This is a genomic window from Bacillus sp. (in: firmicutes) (genome assembly GCA_017656295.1).
Lineage (GTDB): Bacteria > Bacillota > Bacilli > Bacillales > JACDOC01 > JACDOC01.
In genome coordinates, this window is record JACDOC010000017.1 from 1 (window position 1) to 20,434 (window position 20,434).

The 20,434-nt window shown below is 37.7% G+C and carries 22 protein-coding genes; 7 read left to right on the forward strand and 15 right to left on the reverse strand.

Going from position 1 to position 20,434, the window contains the following annotated elements; translation table 11 throughout:
• Positions 1 to 104: 104 nt before the first annotated feature.
• The 5 genes from H0Z31_12145 to H0Z31_12165 form a co-directional block, all read right to left on the reverse strand.
• Positions 105 to 953 carry a sugar phosphate isomerase/epimerase gene (locus H0Z31_12145; protein MBO8178194.1) on the reverse strand — a complete coding sequence of 283 codons (849 nt, stop codon included), beginning with the start codon at positions 951 to 953 and terminating at the stop codon, positions 105 to 107.
• A 27-nt stretch (positions 954 to 980) separates the two neighbouring features.
• Positions 981 to 1,625, reverse strand: coding sequence for an SDR family oxidoreductase (locus tag H0Z31_12150; protein MBO8178195.1), 645 nt, complete (start codon positions 1,623 to 1,625; stop codon positions 981 to 983).
• A gap of 30 nt (positions 1,626 to 1,655) precedes the next feature.
• Entirely contained in the window at positions 1,656 to 2,600 is a 945-nt protein-coding gene (locus H0Z31_12155) for an LLM class oxidoreductase (protein MBO8178196.1), read from the reverse strand.
• A 176-nt stretch (positions 2,601 to 2,776) separates the two neighbouring features.
• Complete coding sequence (gene mnmA, locus H0Z31_12160) at positions 2,777 to 3,889, reverse strand: tRNA 2-thiouridine(34) synthase MnmA (protein MBO8178197.1); 1,113 nt, start codon at positions 3,887 to 3,889, stop codon at positions 2,777 to 2,779.
• Between the two features lie 101 nt (positions 3,890 to 3,990).
• Positions 3,991 to 4,419 carry an Rrf2 family transcriptional regulator gene (locus H0Z31_12165; protein ID MBO8178198.1) on the reverse strand — a complete coding sequence of 143 codons (429 nt, stop codon included), beginning with the start codon at positions 4,417 to 4,419 and terminating at the stop codon, positions 3,991 to 3,993.
• Positions 4,420 to 4,621: 202 nt separating this feature from the next.
• Here H0Z31_12165 and H0Z31_12170 point away from each other — a divergent pair, with 202 nt between their 5' ends.
• Genes H0Z31_12170 through H0Z31_12180 form a run of 3 tightly spaced genes read left to right on the forward strand, consistent with a single transcriptional unit; the run spans position 4,622 to position 7,982 of the window.
• A complete protein-coding gene (locus H0Z31_12170; GenBank protein ID MBO8178199.1) occupies positions 4,622 to 5,560 on the forward strand; it encodes a MoxR family ATPase in 939 nt (312 codons plus the stop codon).
• On the forward strand, positions 5,560 to 6,762 hold the full coding sequence (locus tag H0Z31_12175) for a DUF58 domain-containing protein (GenBank protein ID MBO8178200.1): 1,203 nt from the start codon (positions 5,560 to 5,562) through the stop codon (positions 6,760 to 6,762). The genes H0Z31_12170 and H0Z31_12175 overlap by 1 nt, the downstream gene beginning before the upstream one ends.
• Complete coding sequence (locus H0Z31_12180; GenBank protein MBO8178201.1) at positions 6,729 to 7,982, forward strand: hypothetical protein; 1,254 nt, start codon at positions 6,729 to 6,731, stop codon at positions 7,980 to 7,982. Before H0Z31_12175 ends, H0Z31_12180 begins: the two co-directional genes overlap by 34 nt.
• Before the next feature lie 46 nt (positions 7,983 to 8,028).
• Here H0Z31_12180 and H0Z31_12185 read toward each other — a convergent pair whose 3' ends face one another.
• From H0Z31_12185 to H0Z31_12200, 4 genes are all read right to left on the reverse strand, one after another.
• A complete protein-coding gene (locus H0Z31_12185; GenBank protein ID MBO8178202.1) occupies positions 8,029 to 8,823 on the reverse strand; it encodes an SDR family oxidoreductase in 795 nt (264 codons plus the stop codon).
• A 27-nt stretch (positions 8,824 to 8,850) separates the two neighbouring features.
• Positions 8,851 to 9,153 carry a hypothetical protein gene (locus H0Z31_12190; GenBank protein MBO8178203.1) on the reverse strand — a complete coding sequence of 101 codons (303 nt, stop codon included), beginning with the start codon at positions 9,151 to 9,153 and terminating at the stop codon, positions 8,851 to 8,853.
• A gap of 14 nt (positions 9,154 to 9,167) precedes the next feature.
• Complete coding sequence (locus tag H0Z31_12195) at positions 9,168 to 9,584, reverse strand: GNAT family N-acetyltransferase (protein MBO8178204.1); 417 nt, start codon at positions 9,582 to 9,584, stop codon at positions 9,168 to 9,170.
• A 198-nt stretch (positions 9,585 to 9,782) separates the two neighbouring features.
• Positions 9,783 to 10,418, reverse strand: a complete 636-nt coding sequence (locus H0Z31_12200; protein ID MBO8178205.1) for an FMN-dependent NADH-azoreductase — start codon at positions 10,416 to 10,418, stop codon at positions 9,783 to 9,785.
• Between the two features lie 438 nt (positions 10,419 to 10,856).
• Here H0Z31_12200 and H0Z31_12205 point away from each other — a divergent pair, with 438 nt between their 5' ends.
• Entirely contained in the window at positions 10,857 to 11,615 is a 759-nt protein-coding gene (locus H0Z31_12205) for a crotonobetainyl-CoA--carnitine CoA-transferase (GenBank protein MBO8178206.1), read from the forward strand.
• An 8-nt stretch (positions 11,616 to 11,623) separates the two neighbouring features.
• Here H0Z31_12205 and H0Z31_12210 read toward each other — a convergent pair whose 3' ends face one another.
• Both H0Z31_12210 and H0Z31_12215 read right to left on the reverse strand, forming a co-directional pair.
• Positions 11,624 to 12,499, reverse strand: coding sequence for an alpha/beta hydrolase (locus H0Z31_12210; GenBank protein ID MBO8178207.1), 876 nt, complete (start codon positions 12,497 to 12,499; stop codon positions 11,624 to 11,626).
• 554 nt (positions 12,500 to 13,053) lie between these two features.
• A complete protein-coding gene (locus H0Z31_12215) occupies positions 13,054 to 13,602 on the reverse strand; it encodes a hypothetical protein (protein MBO8178208.1) in 549 nt (182 codons plus the stop codon).
• Positions 13,603 to 13,976: 374 nt separating this feature from the next.
• Here H0Z31_12215 and H0Z31_12220 point away from each other — a divergent pair, with 374 nt between their 5' ends.
• On the forward strand, positions 13,977 to 14,303 hold the full coding sequence (locus tag H0Z31_12220) for a YnfA family protein (protein ID MBO8178209.1): 327 nt from the start codon (positions 13,977 to 13,979) through the stop codon (positions 14,301 to 14,303).
• Between the two features lie 1,185 nt (positions 14,304 to 15,488).
• On the opposite strand, the gene H0Z31_12225 is transcribed toward H0Z31_12220, so the two are convergent.
• Positions 15,489 to 15,815, reverse strand: a complete 327-nt coding sequence (locus H0Z31_12225; GenBank protein ID MBO8178210.1) for a hypothetical protein — start codon at positions 15,813 to 15,815, stop codon at positions 15,489 to 15,491.
• Between H0Z31_12225 and H0Z31_12230 the strand changes: the two genes are divergently transcribed.
• A complete protein-coding gene (locus H0Z31_12230; protein MBO8178211.1) occupies positions 15,740 to 16,057 on the forward strand; it encodes a hypothetical protein in 318 nt (105 codons plus the stop codon). The two genes, H0Z31_12225 and H0Z31_12230, sit on opposite strands and share 76 nt — an antisense overlap.
• An 82-nt stretch (positions 16,058 to 16,139) precedes the next feature.
• Here the strand turns inward: H0Z31_12230 and rlmD are convergent, their stop codons facing one another.
• Together rlmD and H0Z31_12240 are read right to left on the reverse strand one after the other, a co-directional pair.
• Positions 16,140 to 17,504, reverse strand: coding sequence for a 23S rRNA (uracil(1939)-C(5))-methyltransferase RlmD (rlmD, locus tag H0Z31_12235; GenBank protein MBO8178212.1), 1,365 nt, complete (start codon positions 17,502 to 17,504; stop codon positions 16,140 to 16,142).
• A 680-nt stretch (positions 17,505 to 18,184) separates the two neighbouring features.
• Positions 18,185 to 19,102 (reverse strand): diacylglycerol kinase, encoded by a 918-nt coding sequence (locus H0Z31_12240; GenBank protein ID MBO8178213.1) that lies wholly within the window; start codon positions 19,100 to 19,102, stop codon positions 18,185 to 18,187.
• A gap of 242 nt (positions 19,103 to 19,344) precedes the next feature.
• Here H0Z31_12240 and H0Z31_12245 point away from each other — a divergent pair, with 242 nt between their 5' ends.
• Positions 19,345 to 19,482 (forward strand): hypothetical protein, encoded by a 138-nt coding sequence (locus H0Z31_12245; GenBank protein ID MBO8178214.1) that lies wholly within the window; start codon positions 19,345 to 19,347, stop codon positions 19,480 to 19,482.
• 201 nt (positions 19,483 to 19,683) lie between these two features.
• On the opposite strand, the gene H0Z31_12250 is transcribed toward H0Z31_12245, so the two are convergent.
• Complete coding sequence (locus H0Z31_12250; GenBank protein MBO8178215.1) at positions 19,684 to 19,851, reverse strand: hypothetical protein; 168 nt, start codon at positions 19,849 to 19,851, stop codon at positions 19,684 to 19,686.
• Positions 19,852 to 20,434: the final 583 nt, after the last annotated feature.

The following is a 20,434-nucleotide window of genomic DNA, read 5'->3' on the forward strand; positions in this document are numbered from 1 at the left end:
CCATAAAAATCACCCCTTAAAGTAAATGTTGCCCATTAGGGGGTTTTTCAACCTCTACTTTAAGGGGTGCAGTTCATGAACGAGCAGGATGTTTTTATCTTTAGCTATGGAGTTAATTTTAAATCGGCCCAATGTGGGTGGGCTTCTAGTCGACGTTCCATATCTCGGAACGCTTGAAGTGATCGACTTAGCTTACTAAAAGCGTCGCCGCCTTCACTCCAACCTTGGTAACCAATCATTCCCTTATAACCAATCTTTTTTAGCTCTCCAAGTAAGGCAAAATTATCTAACTCTCCGGCATCCAATGGTTCAATCGTGGCGACTCCACCAAAACCGTGTGGATTGCGACGGCTACCAGAAATGTTCACTTGTTTTAAATAAGGAGATACCTTTCTAAGTATTCCTGATAAATCGGTTCCATCGACAGCGTACCAATGGTAGCCACAAAAGACGATGCCGAGATGAGGATGGTTAAGACGCTTACAAAGTCTGACTGCATCTTCATGGCGTTCAACCCAGAAAGATAGGTGGGTGTAAAGTAAAATATCAATGTTTCTTCGTTCGGCAATCTCTAGCGCTTTTTCTAACCACTTCGCGGCGATGTCGTCCCCTTTAGGATCTGAAGGACGGATATGATGTCCGACGGATTGAATCGCGAGTTCAACCGTCGAACATCCCTCCATTATCTCCAACATTTTTAAAATTCCTTTATTTCTTGGATGATCTTCACCTAGTGAAAGGTCTAACACAACGTACACGCCAGCGACGTCTAGACCATATTTTTCCTTTACGTTTTTCAGCTTTTCTACATCTCGCCACCGTTCTCCGTGCCAGACAGATAAATGGGTCGCGTCATACCCAATCTCCTTCAACATTTCACATCGAGCTTCAAAGCTATAAATGCCCATTGAGTTATAGAAAGCAAAATCCATTGCATAAAATGGGTATGCCATATTGTAAAGTTCTCCCTTCTACTGTACTTACAGCGATTTTAACGCTTCAGCAATCTCTGTATCCCCTGACATTAAATCGAATGCTTTTTTATACGTATTTGGTTCATCAAGAGCTTGAACGATTGTTCTTGCTACGTCTTCGCGTGGAATGCTGCCGCTTTTTAAGTTCTCGGCTGCGGTAACGAAGCCTGTTCCTTTTTCATCGCGTAGATAACCAGGACGAATAATCGTATAATTTAATCCGCTATTTATTAACATACGGTCAGCATAATGTTTAGCGACATAATACGGTTTAAGGTTTTCAGGCCAGTTTTCGCGGTTGTGGGCTTGGAATGTGCTTACAATAACAAATCGGTTCACACCTGCTTTTTCAGCAGCTTCCATTGCTTTTACAGCACCGTCTAAATCGACAAGCAATGTTTTATCTGCTCCTGTGTGTCCACCTGAACCAGCGGAGAATACGATTGCGTCACAACCTTTCGCTGCTTCGGCAATTTCATCGACCGTACCTTCTAGATCAGCGAGTACCGCTTCAATTCCTTTTTGCTGAAAAGCCTCAAGTTGTTCTTGTTTTCGAACCATCGCCCGAACCGTGTGTGTTTCATGTGCATGAAGCATGTCCACCACTTGTTGACCTACTTTTCCGTTGGCGCCAATGACTAATACGTTCATCCTTATCCGTCCTTTCTTGTTTTAATAACATCATGATAATGCTGGAAAATGTGGAAGCACATATTCACCTAATTCTTCAATTACTTCTTCTACTGGACGTTGACCATATTTTAAGTTGATGATGACATGGTTTACACCCGCATCTTGTAACGCTTCAAGAAATTCGATCACGAAATTTCGTCCCGTACGGAATCCAAGATGAATTGGAATTGGGACATGATCTGGATCTTCCGCTAAATCAATATATAGTGATTGGGTAAATGGCTTAAATTCGTCTGTTAACGAGCGCCAGTTGTCGATTAATGCTTTTTGGAATTTAAGCCCACGTGGATAGTAAATCCATCCATCACTATGTTCAGCAATCCATTCAGGCGACTGTCCGCTATGACCTGTCACCATCATTGGAATGTCTGACAATTTCGGTTTTGGTAAAATATCTCCGTTTGTTAGATGCACTCGTGGAGAGTCAATAGCAGGAAAATGCTCTTTCCATGATTTTTTTATGACATCAAACGCTTCTCGAAATAGTTCGCCACGATCTTCTGGATTCACAGAGAATGCTGGAAACTCAATTGGACGGTCACCTGTTGCCACACCGAGAATGAGTCGTTCACCAGATAATCTGTCAACAGAAGCTGCTGCTTTTGCCACATGAAGAGGGTGGCGCAACGTTAAAATAATACTTCCCGTTCCTAACGCAATTTTTTCTGTGTGGGCCGCAACATACCCTAAATACGTAAACGGATCATACATTTGCCCCACATCACCGAAATTCGGATCGCGTAATGGCACATCTCTTACAAATAAGGAAGCGAAATTAAGCTCTTCAGCTCGTTTTGCTAACTTCATTTGCTTTTCTATATTCATCTCAGGGACGTCCCCCATATACGATTCAATCGGGAAGAACAACCCTACTGTTAGTTTGTTTTCTTGATACATACGTGAATACCCTTTATGGTTTTTAAATTTTTCCATTGTTACCCCTCCCTAAGAAAAATTAAGTCATAATATTTTTGTTATGCCTCACCTGAAAGCTTTAACGATAATAATGTTAAATAAATGGTATACCCAATCACCGATACATTTCGTCCTGTTAAACATTATTTATTTTTTGTAAAAAACAACTTTATATGATTTCCATAACTATCTTGTTATGATGCGACAGAGGCAATGGCTGCATCGTCTTTCATCACTTTGTCAATAATGGCACTGCCAAGACAAACCTCACCGTCATAAAATACGGCTACTTGTCCTGGAGTAACAGCTTTAACCGGTTTTTCGAATTCTACAAAGGCAGTTTGATCCGGACGAATATGGACACGTACCTTCTGATCTTCTTGACGGTAACGGAATTTAGCTGTACATACAAACGTACCCGGACGAGCCTCCCGATTGATTAAGTTCACATGAGTGGCAATAAGACCGGTGGAGAACAATGCCGGATGGTCTTTTCCTTGAGCAACGAGTAACACATTGTTTTCTAAATCTTTATCGACGACATACCAAGGTTCACCAGTTCCTTTGCCACCGATGCCAAGTCCTTTCCGTTGACCAATGGTGTAATACATTAACCCATCATGAGTACCTAGTACTTCCCCATCGAGGGAACGAATTTCTCCGGGCTTTGCCGGTAAAAAATTCTTTAAAAAGCTTTTGAAATTTCTTTCTCCGATAAAACAGATTCCAGTACTATCTTTTTTATTGGCGGTAATAAGGTTCAATTCTTGAGCGATTTTTCGTACTTCATCCTTCGTTAAATCTCCTAGTGGAAATAGAACTTTGGACAAATGGTCTGCCGTTAATTGGCTAAGAAAATACGTTTGATCTTTATTGGAGTCTTTTCCACGTAGTAAGGTGATTTGACCATTTTCTCTATTGATTCTTGCGTAATGACCAGTCGCGATATAATCAGCATCTAGAGAAAGAGCGTAGTCAACGAAGGCTTTAAATTTAATTTCGGTATTACATAACACATCTGGGTTAGGTGTTCGACCTCGTTTTAGCTCATCCATAAAGTACGTAAACACACGGTCCCAATATTCTTTTTCAAAGTTCACACTGTAGTAAGGAATTCCGAGTTGATTCGCTACTCTTCTTACATCTTCATAATCTTCCGCTGCTGTACATACACCGTCATCATTGGTGTCATCCCAGTTTTTCATAAAGACACCGATGACGTCGTACCCTTCTTTTTTCAATAGGTAAGCTGCCACAGAGGAATCTACCCCACCAGACATTCCGACCACAACTCGTTTTTTCTTCATTCCTATTCACCTCCATAACTGAAATATATTTTGTTACAGTTTTATTTAAAAAAATTTACTGAGCACAACTAACACAAACCAGCATCAGCTGTGCCTTTTGACTAGTCTTCGCTATGAGATTCACTTTGATTGATCTCATCAATAATATCTTGTATGGTCACACCTTTTAAATAGTTTAAAAAGTGCTCTTCTGCATGATGAAAAACGCGAATGAGTATATCTGATAAGTGTTTACCTATAAGACAATTTTCGTTGGAATCAGGGCATTTCGGCACCAGCGTCTCTTCACTGGTAATTTTATATATTTTGTCTAACGTAATATGCTCAGGTTTAGCGTTTAAAGAAAAGCCGCCTTTCGCCCCTTCTTTTGATGTGATAATATTTTCTTTCCTTAATACACTCAAAATTTTTCTTAATCTTACTGGGTGGACCGAAACACTTTGGGAGATATCTTCACTGGTCACTCGTTGGTTTTGCTTTTGGGCTAAATACGCAACGCAGTGAACAGCAATCGAAAAATCGCTATTCATTTGGACCTGCCTCCTAAATGTAATAATAAATATTACAGTTTGTGTTGTCAACTTAAAAAATTATCTATAAATTTTTATTTTAAGGTTCATTTTAACATAATAAACATCAACCTTTATAAACAAACTAAATGCTTTAATTTTACGATTAATACAAATTTTGCTAATATTTAAATATAAATGATGAATAAGGAGCGTCTGGTGTATGTCACTGATCCATAAAATAAAAGCCGAAATGAACAAAGTGTTAGTCGGCAAAGAAAGAGAAATCGAACTGTTACTCATTGCCTTACTCCAAAATGGGCATGTGTTAATGGAGAGTGTGCCCGGGACTGGAAAAACGTTATTAGCAAAAACGTTTGCCCAATGCATTGAAGGCAAATTTAAGCGAATTCAATTTACTCCAGATGTGCTTCCATCTGATGTAACAGGCGTACAATTTTTTAATCCAAAAACATCTGAATTTGAGTTCCGCCCTGGACCGGTTTTAACGAATGTCCTTTTAGCAGATGAAATTAACCGAGCCACCCCTAGAACCCAATCCAGTTTGTTAGAAGTAATGGAAGAAAGGCAATTTACGATAGATGGCGAAACAATAACGTTAGATCCGCCTTTTATTACAATTGCTACCCAAAACCCTGTTGAATCCCAACAAGGAACATTTCCTCTTCCTGCTGCACAATTAGACCGTTTTTTATTTAAAGTACCGTTTTCTTATCCGGAATTTGACGAAGAGCGGTTGATTTTAAAAAGATTTACAAAACAAAATCCGCTTTCCGACGTGGTACCTGTCATTTCATTAAAAGAAATTAACGAACTGTCTAAGCAAGTAAAAGACGTACATGTTTCTGCTGATATAGAAACTTACATTTTAACCGTCACTCGCTATACCCGCGAGTACAAACATATAGAAGTAGGAGCTAGTCCAAGGGCCACTCTCGCCTTATTAAGAGCTGCCCAAGGTATAGCGTTTATTCAAAGTAGAGACTATGTCACTCCAGAAGACGTGAAAATGATGATCCCATATGTCATTTCCCACCGAATTCAATTAACCCCGGAAGCGTCATTAATCAAAACAAACGAACAGGTTATGGAAGAGTTGTTAGAAGAAGTGGATCTCCCAGTAGAATCGAGGGTGAACTAATGCGATGGAAAAGAGAGATTATCGATGATTACTATTTCCATATCTTATCCTTCCTTTTATTTTCAATCGTAGCAACCGCCGGTTTTTTGGTAGCCAATTACATCATTTTTACAATAGGTGTGATAGGAATTACATATTTCTTTATGCACAATTGGTATTTCAAACATGTTGGTAACAAACTCTATTTTGATAACCAAAAGGAGAACATTCGTCTGCTTGTTGATGAAGAAGGCTACTTACGGCTTTCATTTCGCAATGAAGGCGTAGCCATTTTAGGGGCAACGATAAGACTGACACTAAAAGATGTCATTCGACCGACGAAAATGAGTGCGGACCAATATGTTTCTGGAACGATTGAAGTACCCGTTCCCTTTAGCCTTTTGAAAAAAGAAGAAACGGTTATTAAAATACCGATTTTAGGAGTCAAAAGAGGGACGACAAGAATTTTAGAACTTCAAATAAATATTCCTCATTTATTTGGGAGCGGGGAAGTGATTTTGACGTATTCCGATATCATTCAAACACAAATTTATGTGTTTCCGTCTCCAGCTCCTTTTCCAGCTCGTATCGAAAAAAAAGCCATCGGTTTAGGAGAACATCCAACAATAAACTCGCTCTTTGTTGACCGGTTTCAACCGATTGGCACTAGAGATTATATTCGAGGTGACCGTTTTCAAGATATACACTGGAAAACATCCGCTAGAAGGCAAGAATTACAAACGAAAGTGTTTGCCCCTTCGACAAAAATGGAATGGATGTTTGCCATTAACTTATCGGATGGGCGGCACGGCGTAACTAGTCAATTAGAAGACTATATTAAATATACAACCTATTTGATGCAGCAAGCATTGGATAAAAATATATCGTTTTCACTCGTGGTAAATGTTCGTTCGTTTGGCTCAACTCCGTTTTTGTACTTACCTTCAGGGTCTGGCCCGAAGCATTTACAAAAAGCGCTCGAACTTCTATCGATACCATCTAACAACAGTATGACGATTCGATTTTCAATCGTCCTTCAATATGCGTTATTACATCAATTAGTTCCTGCTGTTTTCGTCCAAGCAGGAAAAACAACCGATGAAGATGAGAAGATTCTCTACCAATATAACCATCGAGGAGTCCAGATTTTAACATTACAAGCATTTGAAGATCAAGGAGCAATAGTACCATGGCAACGTTCTTTAAAAATCGCTTCCTCATAAATCTTTTACACATAATTTTAGATATCCTATTCCTATTTGTTACTTTCTCTTATATCGTGAACTACGATCAGCTAATCAACCAATACTTCCCTTTTTCTGTTCTACTTCTAATAGGCTCATCCATTTTTATTGCGTATTCCTTGATTACACGGTCAATGAAGCACTATTTGTTAGTTATTATTTATCTCATCCTACTGTTTGTAGGAATCGCAATATTTTTCACTCATTGGTTGATAACATTGGTTACCCTTATTTTTCTCGTTTGGCGAATAAACAGTTATTTTCAACTAGAGGCAAAGTTGTTTGAAGTAAATGGTGGGTACACACTGCTATTTTACTTAAATCTTGTCGTGGCGATTATAGTCACGGTCTATAAAAATCAAGATCATCTTCTTGCATTATTGTTATTACTTTTTATTTTTCAACTGACCATTATTTCTATAGGCACTATGGTGCAGCGGTTGTTACTGAGTGAAAAGCCACTTTCAAAACTGAAAAAACGAAATGCCTTATCCCTGCTTCTTTTTGGCGGATTCTTTACTTTAGGGGTTGGGCTTTTCATCTTAACTTCTCCGCTAATAAAGTCTGTGTTCATCAAGTTTTTCAGAAAAATATTGCTCGTCATTTCCTATGCAGTAGAAATAATCATTACTTTTATTATTTCTCTTTTACCGAAAGAAAAAATGCAAAGAAACTTAGAGTCACTGAAACTAAAATTACAAGAAGATAACGTGCTTCGACCAGAACAATTTGTCCATCATGAAACGGTCTCCTTTCCGATCGTTGAAATCTTCATTGCGCTACTCGTTGTTGGTATTATCGTGTATTTGATGAAAAAGAGAACGTCTGAACTTATATTTGAAGAAGAAACAACCCTGGTTTCTAGTCAAACCACTAAAAGCATAAACGATTCCCAGCACCCGATCAATCGCTCCATCGTAGAATATTCAATTAGTGTCGGCGAAGTTCGTGAACAAGTGCTGGCATTGGAACAGCTATCCATGAAAGAAGGCCAAGGCCGGAAAAAATTCGAATCCATTCGCGACTGGTTCGAACGAATTGGACTAAACGAAACAGAAGACTTCTTTGAAACGTATGAAAAAGTACGTTATGGAGATGAACTGATACCGATGGAAATGATTGAACAATTCAAAAAACGAGTGAAAGCACTGAAGGATGAGCACTTCTTGGAGCCACAAAAGAATAAGAGGGGAAAGTAGACAAACAGGGTTAGTTCCTTTTCGAGGAACTAACCCTGTTTTTTGATTATAAAATGGATCGCAAAATACCTCCGTCTACCCGTTGTGCAGTACCTGTGATCGGTGAAGCCTGTTCGGAAGCTAAGAATACCACTAGATTCGCTACCTCTTTTGTAGTTGCAAAACGTTTAATTAAAGAGGTTGGTAAGTGTTTCTCAAACAGCTCTTGCTCAAACTGTTCTGTGCTTTTACCTGCTTCTTGAGCTCGATCTGTCATAAAACTTTCCACTTTTTCTGTCTTTGTAGGACCTGGAAGAAACGCATTCACAGTGACTCCGCTTCCAGCTACACTTTCCGCTAATCCCCGTGAAAAGGCTAACAGAGCTGCTTTTGTCGCACCATAGTGGACCATTTCTCCCGAGAAAAAACCGGAAGTGGCACTTGCATTATTGATGACTCTCCCCCATCCTCTTTTCACCATTTCTTTTACATAATGACGACTTAAACGAACAGCGCTCATCAAATTCACCTGAATATATGTATCCCATTCTTCGTCTGTAATGTCAAAAAAAGGTTTCGGTTCAAATATTCCTATGTTATTTACGAGAATATCTGTTTCCGGCCAACATTCGATCATTTTATTGATCCCTTGAGGGCTACTAAGATCAGCCGCTACCCCACTGACGTCAGCCTCTGGAAGTTCTTTTATCAACTTATGCAAAGCTTTTGTCACACTTTGTTCCGTACGACCATTGATAAGAACCGAGCAGCCTGCTTGAGCAAGCGCTTCTGCAATCGCATAACCAATGCCTGAAGTCGATCCCGTAATAACCGCTTTTTTTCCTTTAAGATTTACTATCATAGTTCCTCCTTAATTAACTTGACGATTTTATTGATTCATCAACGCTACCCGAAACGGGAACAATTCCGCTGTCATGATTCCTTCTTTCACAGCTGGATCGTTCTTCATGATCTGATCCGCTTCTTCTAGGCTTTCCACTTCCAAAATAACAATTCCAAAAGGGTCGTAGTTGAGCGTCCTCCCTGCCATGATTACTTTGTTTTCCTTTAACAAGTTTTGCAAGTATGAAAAATGGGTCGAAACAATCGTATTCTCTTTATCGGTCCAATTGTTTTCATCTAAAAGCTTAGGGATGAGTTGTAATTTGTACAGGAACTGCTTAGTTTCCATCTTCGTCCTCCTATCTACCTTGTTTTACGCATAAAATAAAGTTCGCCTAATTCTTCCGTAAAGCCCCATTTCTGATAAAAAGGGATCATCTCCGGCCGACAATACAATTCAAAATGCATTACGTCTTTTAACAAAGGATGATGAAGCACAGAATCCATTAATATACGTCCTAGTTTTTTACCACGATAGCTCTCCTTCACGATGACATCTAGAATCAACGCTTTATAGACATAGTCTGTTAGTACCCTCGTAAAAGCAACCAACTCTTTCGTTTGAAGTTCACATAAACCAATCGTGATATCGGAATTCTCTACCATTCGCTGAACTTCTGACCATTTCCGTTCTTTGGTCCACCATTCTTTTTGGTACAACTGATGTAAACAGCGAATTTGCTCGTTTGTTAGTTTCTCCACTACTTCAAACTCCATTATGTAGGGCCTCCAATTTGTTTGATAAAACCTTATTAATTATTCGATTTTTTTACAATATTACCTTCTGTAAAAGGTTATTTATGAGGTAAAAAATAAAAATGCAGGAACTTGATTAAGCTCCTGCATGGTTCATACACTCGAAGTAGTTGAATGAATAAAAAAAGAGCCTGCATCCTTGTTGGCTCTTTTAGAAAAATGTTAAAACGTATGAGCAACATCTTTTGCTCGTGCAATGGCGTTTTCTTTAATTTCTTGTGCTTTATCAGGCATTGCAGCATGTCCTTCAACAAATAAACCTTCAAAAGAAGGAACTCCAAAGAATTGCATGATGATCCCTAGATAACGATGCCCCATTTCCATTTGAGCTCCTGGACCTTCTGAATAAATGCCTCCACTCGCTTGAATATGTAAGGCTTTTTTATCAGTTAATAGCCCTACTGGTCCTTGGTCGGTGTATTTAAAGGTTTTACCTGCAACTGCAACAGCATCAATATATGCTTTCATGACAGGCGGAAATGAAAAATTCCACATAGGTGTAACAAAAATATACTTGTCCCCAGAAATAAATTGGTCACATAACTCTGAAAGCCGACCAACTTTCGCTTTTTCCTCTGCTGAAAGTTCCTCAAATCCTTTCCCAGATTGAAGTTTCCCCCAACCACTAAATACATCAACATCAATTTGAGGAATATCTTCTCTATATAGGTCAATATGCACTATTTCGTGATCTGGATTAACTTTTTTGTATGTGTCGATAAAGGCTTTTCCTACCGCCATACTGTATGATTGAGTTTCATCATGCGGATGAGCTGTGATATACAATACTTTTGTCATTTTTACCTCTCCTTTTATAAAATGCAGCCATTTTAGTTTGTGAGTTAAACCAAAATTCATACAAATATCTTTAGTTCAGCTGATTGTAATTATGAGACAAACCCGTTTATCCTAAATTGGTACAACCGTAATTCTTGATTAACCATTTAAGAGAAGAACTGCTACAACGTTTTGAAAAAAAGATTAAAAAAAGCAGATGGAAGACCAGAAATCTTTTTCAGATCCGGTCCCATCTGCTTAATTTTTCCTGAAGAAAATTTTTGCTACACACTCTCATGTATTTAATTCTCTAACGAACCAATATCCATTTTTGATAATCTTAGTGCCCCTGACTAAATTGGTCGTTATTTACTTTTTTAAAAAAATGTAACAATATACCCGGTTCCTAATATAATGAATTGCAATCCAAACCAAATAAGAAAAGAGGTAATGTGAAAAATGTCTAAAAAAGAAATTAAACTGAAATCACATCAATCTGGAGAAGAAAAGGATTATAGAAGTCAGATATTAGACTTATTTAAATCATCACCTATTCCTGAAAATGAACTGTTAGATAACTTAGTACTATTCCAAAAAAGACAATCTATTTCAGACTTGTTATTTAAACATGAATTGTATCAAAAGATCCTTGATGTGAATGGAGTTATTATGGAGTTTGGCGTTCGCTGGGGGAAAAATCTAGCTTTATTTGAGTCTTTAAGAGGTATTTATGAGCCATATAATTACAGTAGAAAAATAATTGGTTTTGACACTTTTAGTGGTTTTCCTTCTGTTCATAAAAAAGATGGAAGCGACGATATTGTAGAAGTAGGAGCATACACAGTTACGGAAGGTTACGAAAATTATTTAGAAGCAGTTCTGGATTATCATGAAAAGGAAAGTCCACTTTCTCATATTAAGAAGTTTGAGTTAGTGAAAGGTGATGCGACGTTAACATTAGAAAAATATTTAAAAGAAAATCCTCAAACAATTATTGCTTTAGCTTATTTTGATTTTGATATATATGAGCCAACCAAAAAATGCCTGGAATTAATTAGAAATCACCTCACGAAAGGTAGTATTATTGGATTTGATGAATTGAATCATCCTGTTTTTCCAGGTGAAACGATTGCTTTAAAAGAAGCTTTAGGATTAGATAATTACAGAATTATGCGAACACCTTTCTCACCGTACGGTTCTTATTTAGTGGTAGAATAATGAAGACTTCACTGACTCAATTGCGATACCTTCTGATGTTGTAAAAATCTCAGCATTTCCTGCTCAACTTTCCAATAATGTTCACTAAACCAAATGAAATGACTTTCCGCTTCTGTTGTATATAATATTGAATTCCTTATGTTATTTTTCGCATATTCCGCATGTGAAAAGTCATTTGCTTTGTCATATTTGCTATGAATAATAAGAGTTGGCGCTTCAACTTGTTTGAGATCACCACTTACATGAGTTAAATCATGAATAAATCCTTGCCTTGACCTCAGTGTGCTAACATATGCAATCATTGCTTTTTTCTGAACGTCTGTCATACCCTCAAGGACAACTTTTGGGTGTAACGTTGATAATTTGAAAAGTATCAGCTTTAGTGCAGCGTTCGGCGCAATTTTTTGTAAAAAAAAGCGAACCATTTTCCACATGTATTTTTCTAGTCTCGTTCCATAGATTATTTTTTCCAGCTTCATATTGTTAGGTTCCAGCCCATCTTTCGTTAGTGCACATTGTAAAATGAGTTTATCGACACGATCACGGTAACGGCTGGCAAGTTGCAGCGCCGCTCTCGATCCAGTGGATATACCAACAACATGAACTTGCTGTATACCTAACTGATCTAACAAATCAATCAGAGCATCTGAAAAAGACTCAGCTCTTTCTCCAGTTGACAGAGGTGTATGTCCATAACCAGGTCTTGAAGGAACTAACACTTGGTAACCATTGTGTAAAAAGAAACGTGGCATTAACTCTCCTTCAACCGTTGTTTCACAATGGCAATGTCCACCATGCAAAATTAATACCGTCTCTCCCTTTTGGTCATTCTCAAATAACCGATATTCAATTGCTCCTAATTTCGTTTGACACATCTTCTTCATCACAACACATCCTTAAATGACTATGTTTTCGTAAAAGCTAAACGTACCCCTCTTTATTTCTACTGCTCTCAGCCACATTTTTCGTAGAGGAAGGGACGTAATACATTATTATGCAAGTGAAACAAATATGGAGTTAAACCTTTTATTTATTAATGAATTGGGTGAAAGGGTCATAAAAAGAACTTTGCCTTGAAACGGATTGACGTGTTACTTACGGTTACCGGATTTCCTAGTATCGTTACTGGAAATCCGGTAATTCTTTTTTCATGATCGTAATCGATTACATAAGTTTTAGAACGTTTTTTTGATTAAAGATGAACCTAATGGAAGTGGAGCGTGAGCGTGAAAATAAAAGGATAAAAGAGGAAAACATACGTGTAAGGGAATTGTATGAGCATATTTGATGATAAAAAAAGACCGACACTCGTACGTTTGTCGGTCGTTTCCGTAGCATGCTTATTTACTATCGAATCCCGTTACCCGATAAAGCAATGGATGGTATCTTACGTTGATGAGAGTGCTAATAATCAATCATAGCAAGCGTATAGGGGACTTTAACAGCTTTTGATTTTCTGATAAAGCTCCTGAACGGTCAAGTCGCCAAATTCCGAAAATCCAAATTCTTCGAGTGCCATTGTTTTTTGATTAATTACCGGATACAATCCCTGCCATACACCGACCAGCGTATACATATTCTTTCCGGGAACTTTTTTTAAAAAACAAACGTATTCGCCTTCAGCGATAGGTCCAGAGTAAATTTTATTCAAAGGATCCGTTGGCAACGGGAGTGGCTCGACACCCGTTGTTAACACGCGAACTAAAGCGCCTGTGTTTCCTTTCAAAGCCATTCTGGCATGAAAGGACTGTACGTAATTGACCAGTTTCTTTTCGTTTACCATGTGCGATGTCGGATAATCCTTAAGGGGAGAGTCAAATCTACCGTAAACAATTACATCTGATTGCTTCACCAACTCCTTCGAACTTGTCACTTTTGTAGTATCCACTTTCAAATCAGCGATGTTAACCGAAGCTGCGGATACCAGCGTGCTAAACGAGACGAAAAGAGCCAATACGACAGCCACGACTTTAAATGATGCTTTCATATTCTCACCTCGGTATTAATTGAAATATTCCACTTCAGTCGAAATAGGGAATTGAACAAATTTAGTTTCAAAATTATTTGTAATTTTATTCCTGCTTTCTCTGAATTACATAATTTTACCAACAACCTTCCCCATTCAGCTCAGTAATTTTTTTCAAATGATCCAAAGCTCCTCGTTGTAGACAACTGGCTAAAAACATAAAAAAAGGAAGAAATGGATGTAATCATCATGACTGTGATCCATTTCTTGCCTAAAAATTGATTCCACAAGTGTTAAGTTAACAGTACAAGTGCATTGGTTCTTAGTTCTAACCGCTTAATGTTCTAAAATTTATTGTACAATAGAGTAACTACAATAAATACTGGGGGGTTAATATGTTCTTAGCAATCATTTTATTTTTACTAGCAGGGTTAGCTGAAATAGGTGGCGGTTACTTAGTTTGGTTATGGTTAAGAGAGTCCAAACCATACTGGTACGGTATCGTTGGGAGTATGATTTTAATATCTTATGGAGTCATTCCAACTCTCCAAAACTTCCCTCATTTCGGTAGGATTTACGCTGCTTACGGTGGTGTATTTATCATACTTGCAATATTTTGGGGATGGGTAGTTGATAAAAAAACCCCTGATATGTACGACTGGATTGGAGCATTAGTATGTTTATTAGGTGTATCCATCATGTTGTGGGCACCTAGACACTAAGTCCCAATTTTTTTGACAGCGTTAATGCTGTCTTTTTTATCTACTACCTAGTAAAAGTCCTGTTATTTGTTTACAAACCAAAAAATTCTGAAATTATATCTGTACGTCAAACCTCTTCTAAAACTCCTTTTATCTTTTCTTTTAAAGGCAACTTCTTTGAAGATGAAGAAATTTTAAATTAAGTTCTCCAAAGGTTTATTAACAAAATAGAAACTGAAGGGGCGAAAGATAAAAAATATACTACAATCTCCCCCTTTATATCCTCTTAAATTTATACAGTTTCATCAACTGTATTTTTCAAAATTATCTGCGGGAAACACTCCAAATGTTTTTTGATTTACCTCACAATAAATAATTTACAATCTGGACAATTGGGGTTGGAATACAACCGTTTCATATAACGGTAACAATACTTTAATTTTTGATCATTACTTTAGATATTTGATGTGGATTTGTTAGCCTGTTATCATCTGGAGCAATATAATAAGTCATAAATAATTCTACTCCGTCTTTATCATATTTTTTATAAAACAGAATAAAATTTAATTCCTTATCAAAATGGAAGATTATTAAATTCTGATTTTTTTCTATCATATATATACTAAATTTTTTTCATATTCCTAAAAATAAAAACATTGACACCAACATAAACAAGTATACGTTATCGTAGATAAAAATAAATTTTACCCTTTATTTTTTTCTTTTGGTCTCCATTTTAAATTTGGTTTTTTACCCCAAATTCTATCAAGTCCCCAATACGCTTCATATTTTCTAGTATATATTGTTTCATTAATAGTTAAATCATCTGTAAACCATAGTACATCAATTAAAGCCCATTAACATTAAAATGATATGTATGGTGCCACTTTGCAATCTGTTGTTCCATGTTGATTAACAATCTCATCTCTCCTTTATTAATAAATTAAAGAGAAGATATATAAAAGTGCAACCCTTGTAGAGTTGCACGATAGACATTAATTAATTTTATTAATAAAAAAGTTAATAAATAAATAGAAGATTATCGAGGATATCACAATAAATATAGAGAACACTGAAAAAATAGTTAATTTTTGCTCAACATTATAATCTTCAGTGATGACAAAAATTAATGTGCTTATAATACTAATAATAATATAAATTAAGATACCCAACTTTAATATTTTACTTTTTTTCATTTTACACCTTTTATTTAACTTTAATATAAACACCTAATCCAGCTGGTCCAAGACCAATAAATCCACCTGTTTTTTTCTCTAAATTTAACTCGGCACCATAACTACCAAGTGCAGCTTCGAATCCAGTTTCGAATGTTATACCGTTAAAAGTAAAATCTTTATTAACATTATACTTAACTATTGCAGCCTTTGCACCAACTTTAATACCTTTATTAAATTCTAGTGCAAGATCAGCTGTACCAAGTTGAACACTCCCATTAGCTGCCCCTTTTTTTCCGCTTTCATCGGATAAAACGAGTCTTAGGAAAACATCAATTAAACAAAATAACTGCAGCACAATGTCAAGAGTTTATAAATAAATTGCTAGATGAAGGACTTTCAGAAAGATACATTGAATACATTGAATACATTTATACCGTTTTATATGGCGCTTTGCAAAAAGCTATCGAATGGGATTTAATTATCTGTAATCCTAAAAGAAGTCCAAGTCCGTTTAGGGCATTCGAGCATCAAAACCACTGGGGATATTTATGCTCATGTAACAGATCAAATGAAAGAATTAACAGCACAAAAATTTAACGAATATATGCAAAAAAGAGGCTAGAAATATAAATGTGGTCAATTTGTGGTCAAATTGACTCTAGCCTCCCTGAAATTCTTGTTATTTCAAGCTTAAAAGCGCCACACACTCCACATGCGTCGTATGCGGGAACATATCCACTGGCTGAACTTCTAGCGTTTGGTAGCCGCCGTCTTCGAGGATGCGTAAGTCGCGGGCGAGCGTCGCCGGGTTACAAGAGACATAAACAACGCGTTTTGGTTTCATGGCGATGATCGTTTCTAATAGCGAAGCGTCGCAGCCTTTGCGAGGCGGGTCGACGACGATACAGTCGGCTTGGATGCCTCGTTCGTACCACTGTGGAATGACGGTCTCGGCTTCGCCAACCGCAAATTCGACGTTATGAATGTTATTGAGTTCGGCGTTTCGTTTCGCATCTTCGATGGCTTCAGGAACGATTTCGACACCGTATACTTTTTTTGCTTTTTGAGCTAAAAAGAGCGAAATCGTACCGATGCCACAATACGCATCGATAACCGTTTCTTCCCCAGTTAGGTCCGCATATTCCAACGCTTTTTCGTAAAGTACTTTTGTTTGTTCTGGGTTTACTTGATAGAATGAACGGGCAGATATTGCAAATTTGATATTACCGATGTAGTCGTAAATGTATTCCGTCCCCCATAATACCTTCGTTTTGTCTCCTAAAATGACGTTTGTCCGCTTTGGATTGACGTTTTGAATAATCGATTTGACGTTTGGAATGTTCTCCACAATTTCTTGAACAATTTTCTTTTTAAACGGTAAGTCGTCGGTTCGAGTGACTAGAACAACCATGACGTCCTTCGTTGTGTGTCCATAACGAGCCATAATGTGGCGAATCGTTCCTTTATGCGTTTTCTCGTTGTACGCTGGAATCCCATACTTTTCACAAATCTTTTTTACTGTTTGTACCACGACATCGTTCATTTCTTGCTGGATCAAACATGCTTCCATATCGATAATGTCGTGCGAACGTTTTTGATAAAACCCAGCGACAAGTCCCCCTTCTCTTTCCCCAACAGGGACTTGAGCTTTATTTCGATATCGCCACGGATCGTTCATGCCGAGCACTGGATGAACAACGACGTCTTCAATTTTGCCGATACGCTGTAACACTTCCCGCACGTGCTTTTCCTTTGCTTTCAGTTGTCCGTCATACGACAAGTGCTGTAATTGACAACCACCACATTGTTTGTAGATGGCGCATGATGGCTCCATTCGCTCTGGGCTCGGTTCATATAATTCGATGAGTCGACCATATCCGTACCCTTTGTTCACTTTTACGACTTTCACTTTCGCTTTTTCACCAGGCAGACCGTTCGGAACAAATAACGGGTACCCATCCACTTTCGCGACACCATTTCCATCGTGGGTTAAGTCTTCAAATGTGACATCGTAATATTCATTTTTTTTCACAGGTGCAACCATATCTTTTGGCATCGTGATAACCTTCCTTTTTTAATCAAACGTTTGTTTAAATAAAAGGCAATGTTAAATTTCATTGGTGATTTTTAGCAAGTTGTTCACACGGCGGCGACTCCAGCGGGAACAAGAAGCCGCAAAAACCCTTACTTGAGCGTAGCGAGGGAAGCGGCTTGCCCGCGGAAAGCGTCCGCCACAAGCGTAATGTATAAATATTAACAGCATCATTTAACAGACATTCATGTCAATTGTTTTTGGCACATCGATGAATGAAATAGCAGTAAAAATTATCCACAGTTATTTTAGGGTAAAGCCAGATAAAAAGAAGCTTGATCCCAGATAGAATCGAGGCTAGTTTAGTTAATCAAATGTTTGTATAAAAATCGTAGCTGTCTTTTGCTCTTTTTACAAATCGCTTGACCAAACAATCAAATTCACTTGGATTTATCGGATGAAGATTTTTTATACAAACGTATACTTACACACGAGAAACGTTTAAACAATCATTCATCAAACGTTTGTTTACTTTCTCTAGTGGTTGAAAACGGTGTGAACTCTTGTATTTTCGAACTAAATAAACGTTTGTTTAAAATCGACCATATTGTAACATAACGGACGCCTAAAGGCGAAGGAACAGTTGATTCATAAAATAAACCTTTCTGAACAAATCAGAAAGGCCTCATAAGCTATTCTGTAACACGGTCTTCTGGTCGGATTTGGTCGATTGGGACAAACACTTCGAGATGACGGTATAAGTTTTCAAATTCAGCTGGAAGTAGTCCGCCGAATTCGCCGTCAATATTAAGCTGTACTTTTTCTTTTGAATACACTTTAATATGGTTCGCTTTCGTGTAAATGACGTGCGGATCATTGATATGTTCGCCGCGAATGGCGGATGAGGCAATCCGAATAAATTCCGCTAAGTTCGTTTTCTTTAAAATTAATAACGAGAACAAGCCGTCGTTAATCGACGCATCCGGAGCTAATTTTTCAAAACCGCCGACTGAATTTGTTAAGCCGACGAGGAACAGCATCACTTCGCCTTCATAAAGCTTGCCATCATACTCAATCGTCACTTCGGTCGCTCGAATGGACGGCAGCATTTCAATTCCTTTTAAATAATAAGCGAGTTGACCGAGCATCGTTTTTAACTTACTCGGCACTTCATACGTTAGTTCCGTTAAGCGTCCGCCCCCGGCGATATTAATAAAATACCGGTCATTCATGCGTCCAATATCCACAGGGATGGTGTCGCCTTTAACGATAATATCCGTTGCTGCCTCAATATCACGCGGAATGTGGAGCGCTCGTGCAAAATCGTTAGTCGTGCCGACAGGAATGACCCCTAATTTCGGACGATAGTCTTGTTCGGCTAGACCATTGACCACTTCATTGATTGTTCCATCTCCTCCGGCAGCAATAACAATATCATAGCGACGCTCAACGGCAATTTTCGCTGCCTTCGTTGCGTCCCCCGCTCCAGTCGTAGCATGGGCAGACGTCTCGTAACCGGCTTGTTCTAACTTTTGGAGCACTTCTGGCAGATGCTTTTTAAACAACTCACGGCCTGACGTTGGATTATATATAATTCGCGCTCTTTTCATACCCCATCATCCTATTCTCGTGCTTATTCCACTTTATACATATTACAAAATTCTTCCATCATCATCAATTTTTTTGAAAATTTCACACTAAAAACAGGAAAAACTGGCTAATGCCAGCTTCAACAACCTATATCATCATTCTTTATTTTTCCCTACCCTATCATACCTCTTTTTGTGAAAAAAATCTATTGTCATACTCCATTGTATGAGAGGGTTGTTCATTTTATGAAAGGCTATGTTATATGTCATTGTTGATTTTTAGCAAGTTGTTCACACGGCGGCGACTCCAGCGGGAACAAGAAGCCGCAAGACCCTTACTTGAGCGTAGCGAGGGAAGCGGCTTGCACCTTGCCCGCGGAAAGCGTCCGCCACAAGCGTAATGTATAAATATCAACAGTATCGCTTAACAGAGTCTTATGAAAAAACAACCGTATGAAGTGAGAGCGTCCGTGCTAAGATAAATGTTTGAACATAAAGGGAAGGCAAGAGGTTTATCGTTCGGCTATCTCACTTCATCTTGAATTAAAATTCTGCTTTTTTACTCTTCTACTTTTTAACAATTGTACTTCAAATCTAAAACATTACATAATTTCCGAGTCACATTGGCACTTTGGTGATTGATGAAAGTACGGAAGACGACAGTATAAAGGTTTTTTTCTCATTTGTTGTTGGTGATATCTCCATCCATTTCGATTAATGTCATCCATTTTTTGTTCATATTCTTTCATATACGAATACAAATTAAACATTTAAAACCCTCCTTCCTTCCAATGTCTTCTCACTTGTATCTTATTACCAGCGCTCTTTTGTCGCACCGGTGAATAGAAGGAAGAAAGGCTACTGCTTTCGATTGAAATTCCACTTTAGTAAAATCATCCTTAAACTGATGACAGTCCATCTCTTGGCCCCTTTTTAGAAAAAAAAGGCGTCCCTTTAAAAAGAGGACACCTTTAAAAGATATTTATATTCCACTTGGTCTGGAACCAAATACTAATATTCAGAAAAATTTTGAATTGTCGCTGCTACATTTGTATTCTTAAAATCCCACTACGTTCAGATAAAATGGTGGTAAAGGATGTTTGTCATTGTTACGTATGACATATTTATATCCCACTAAGTTTAGATAGAACCCTATTTTTTAGAAAAGCTCTAATAATAATGCTAGTATCCAAAATTAAGATTTGCTGCACTTTTTTGAATTAGTCAGGATAATCCTTTTAGCAACTTTCTCATACTTGATAATTACTTTCGTTTCTACTTTACCATAAAATACTACTTCTAACATAGTAGAAAACAGTAATTTGAAGAGATGCTTGTCTTCAACGTTTAGAA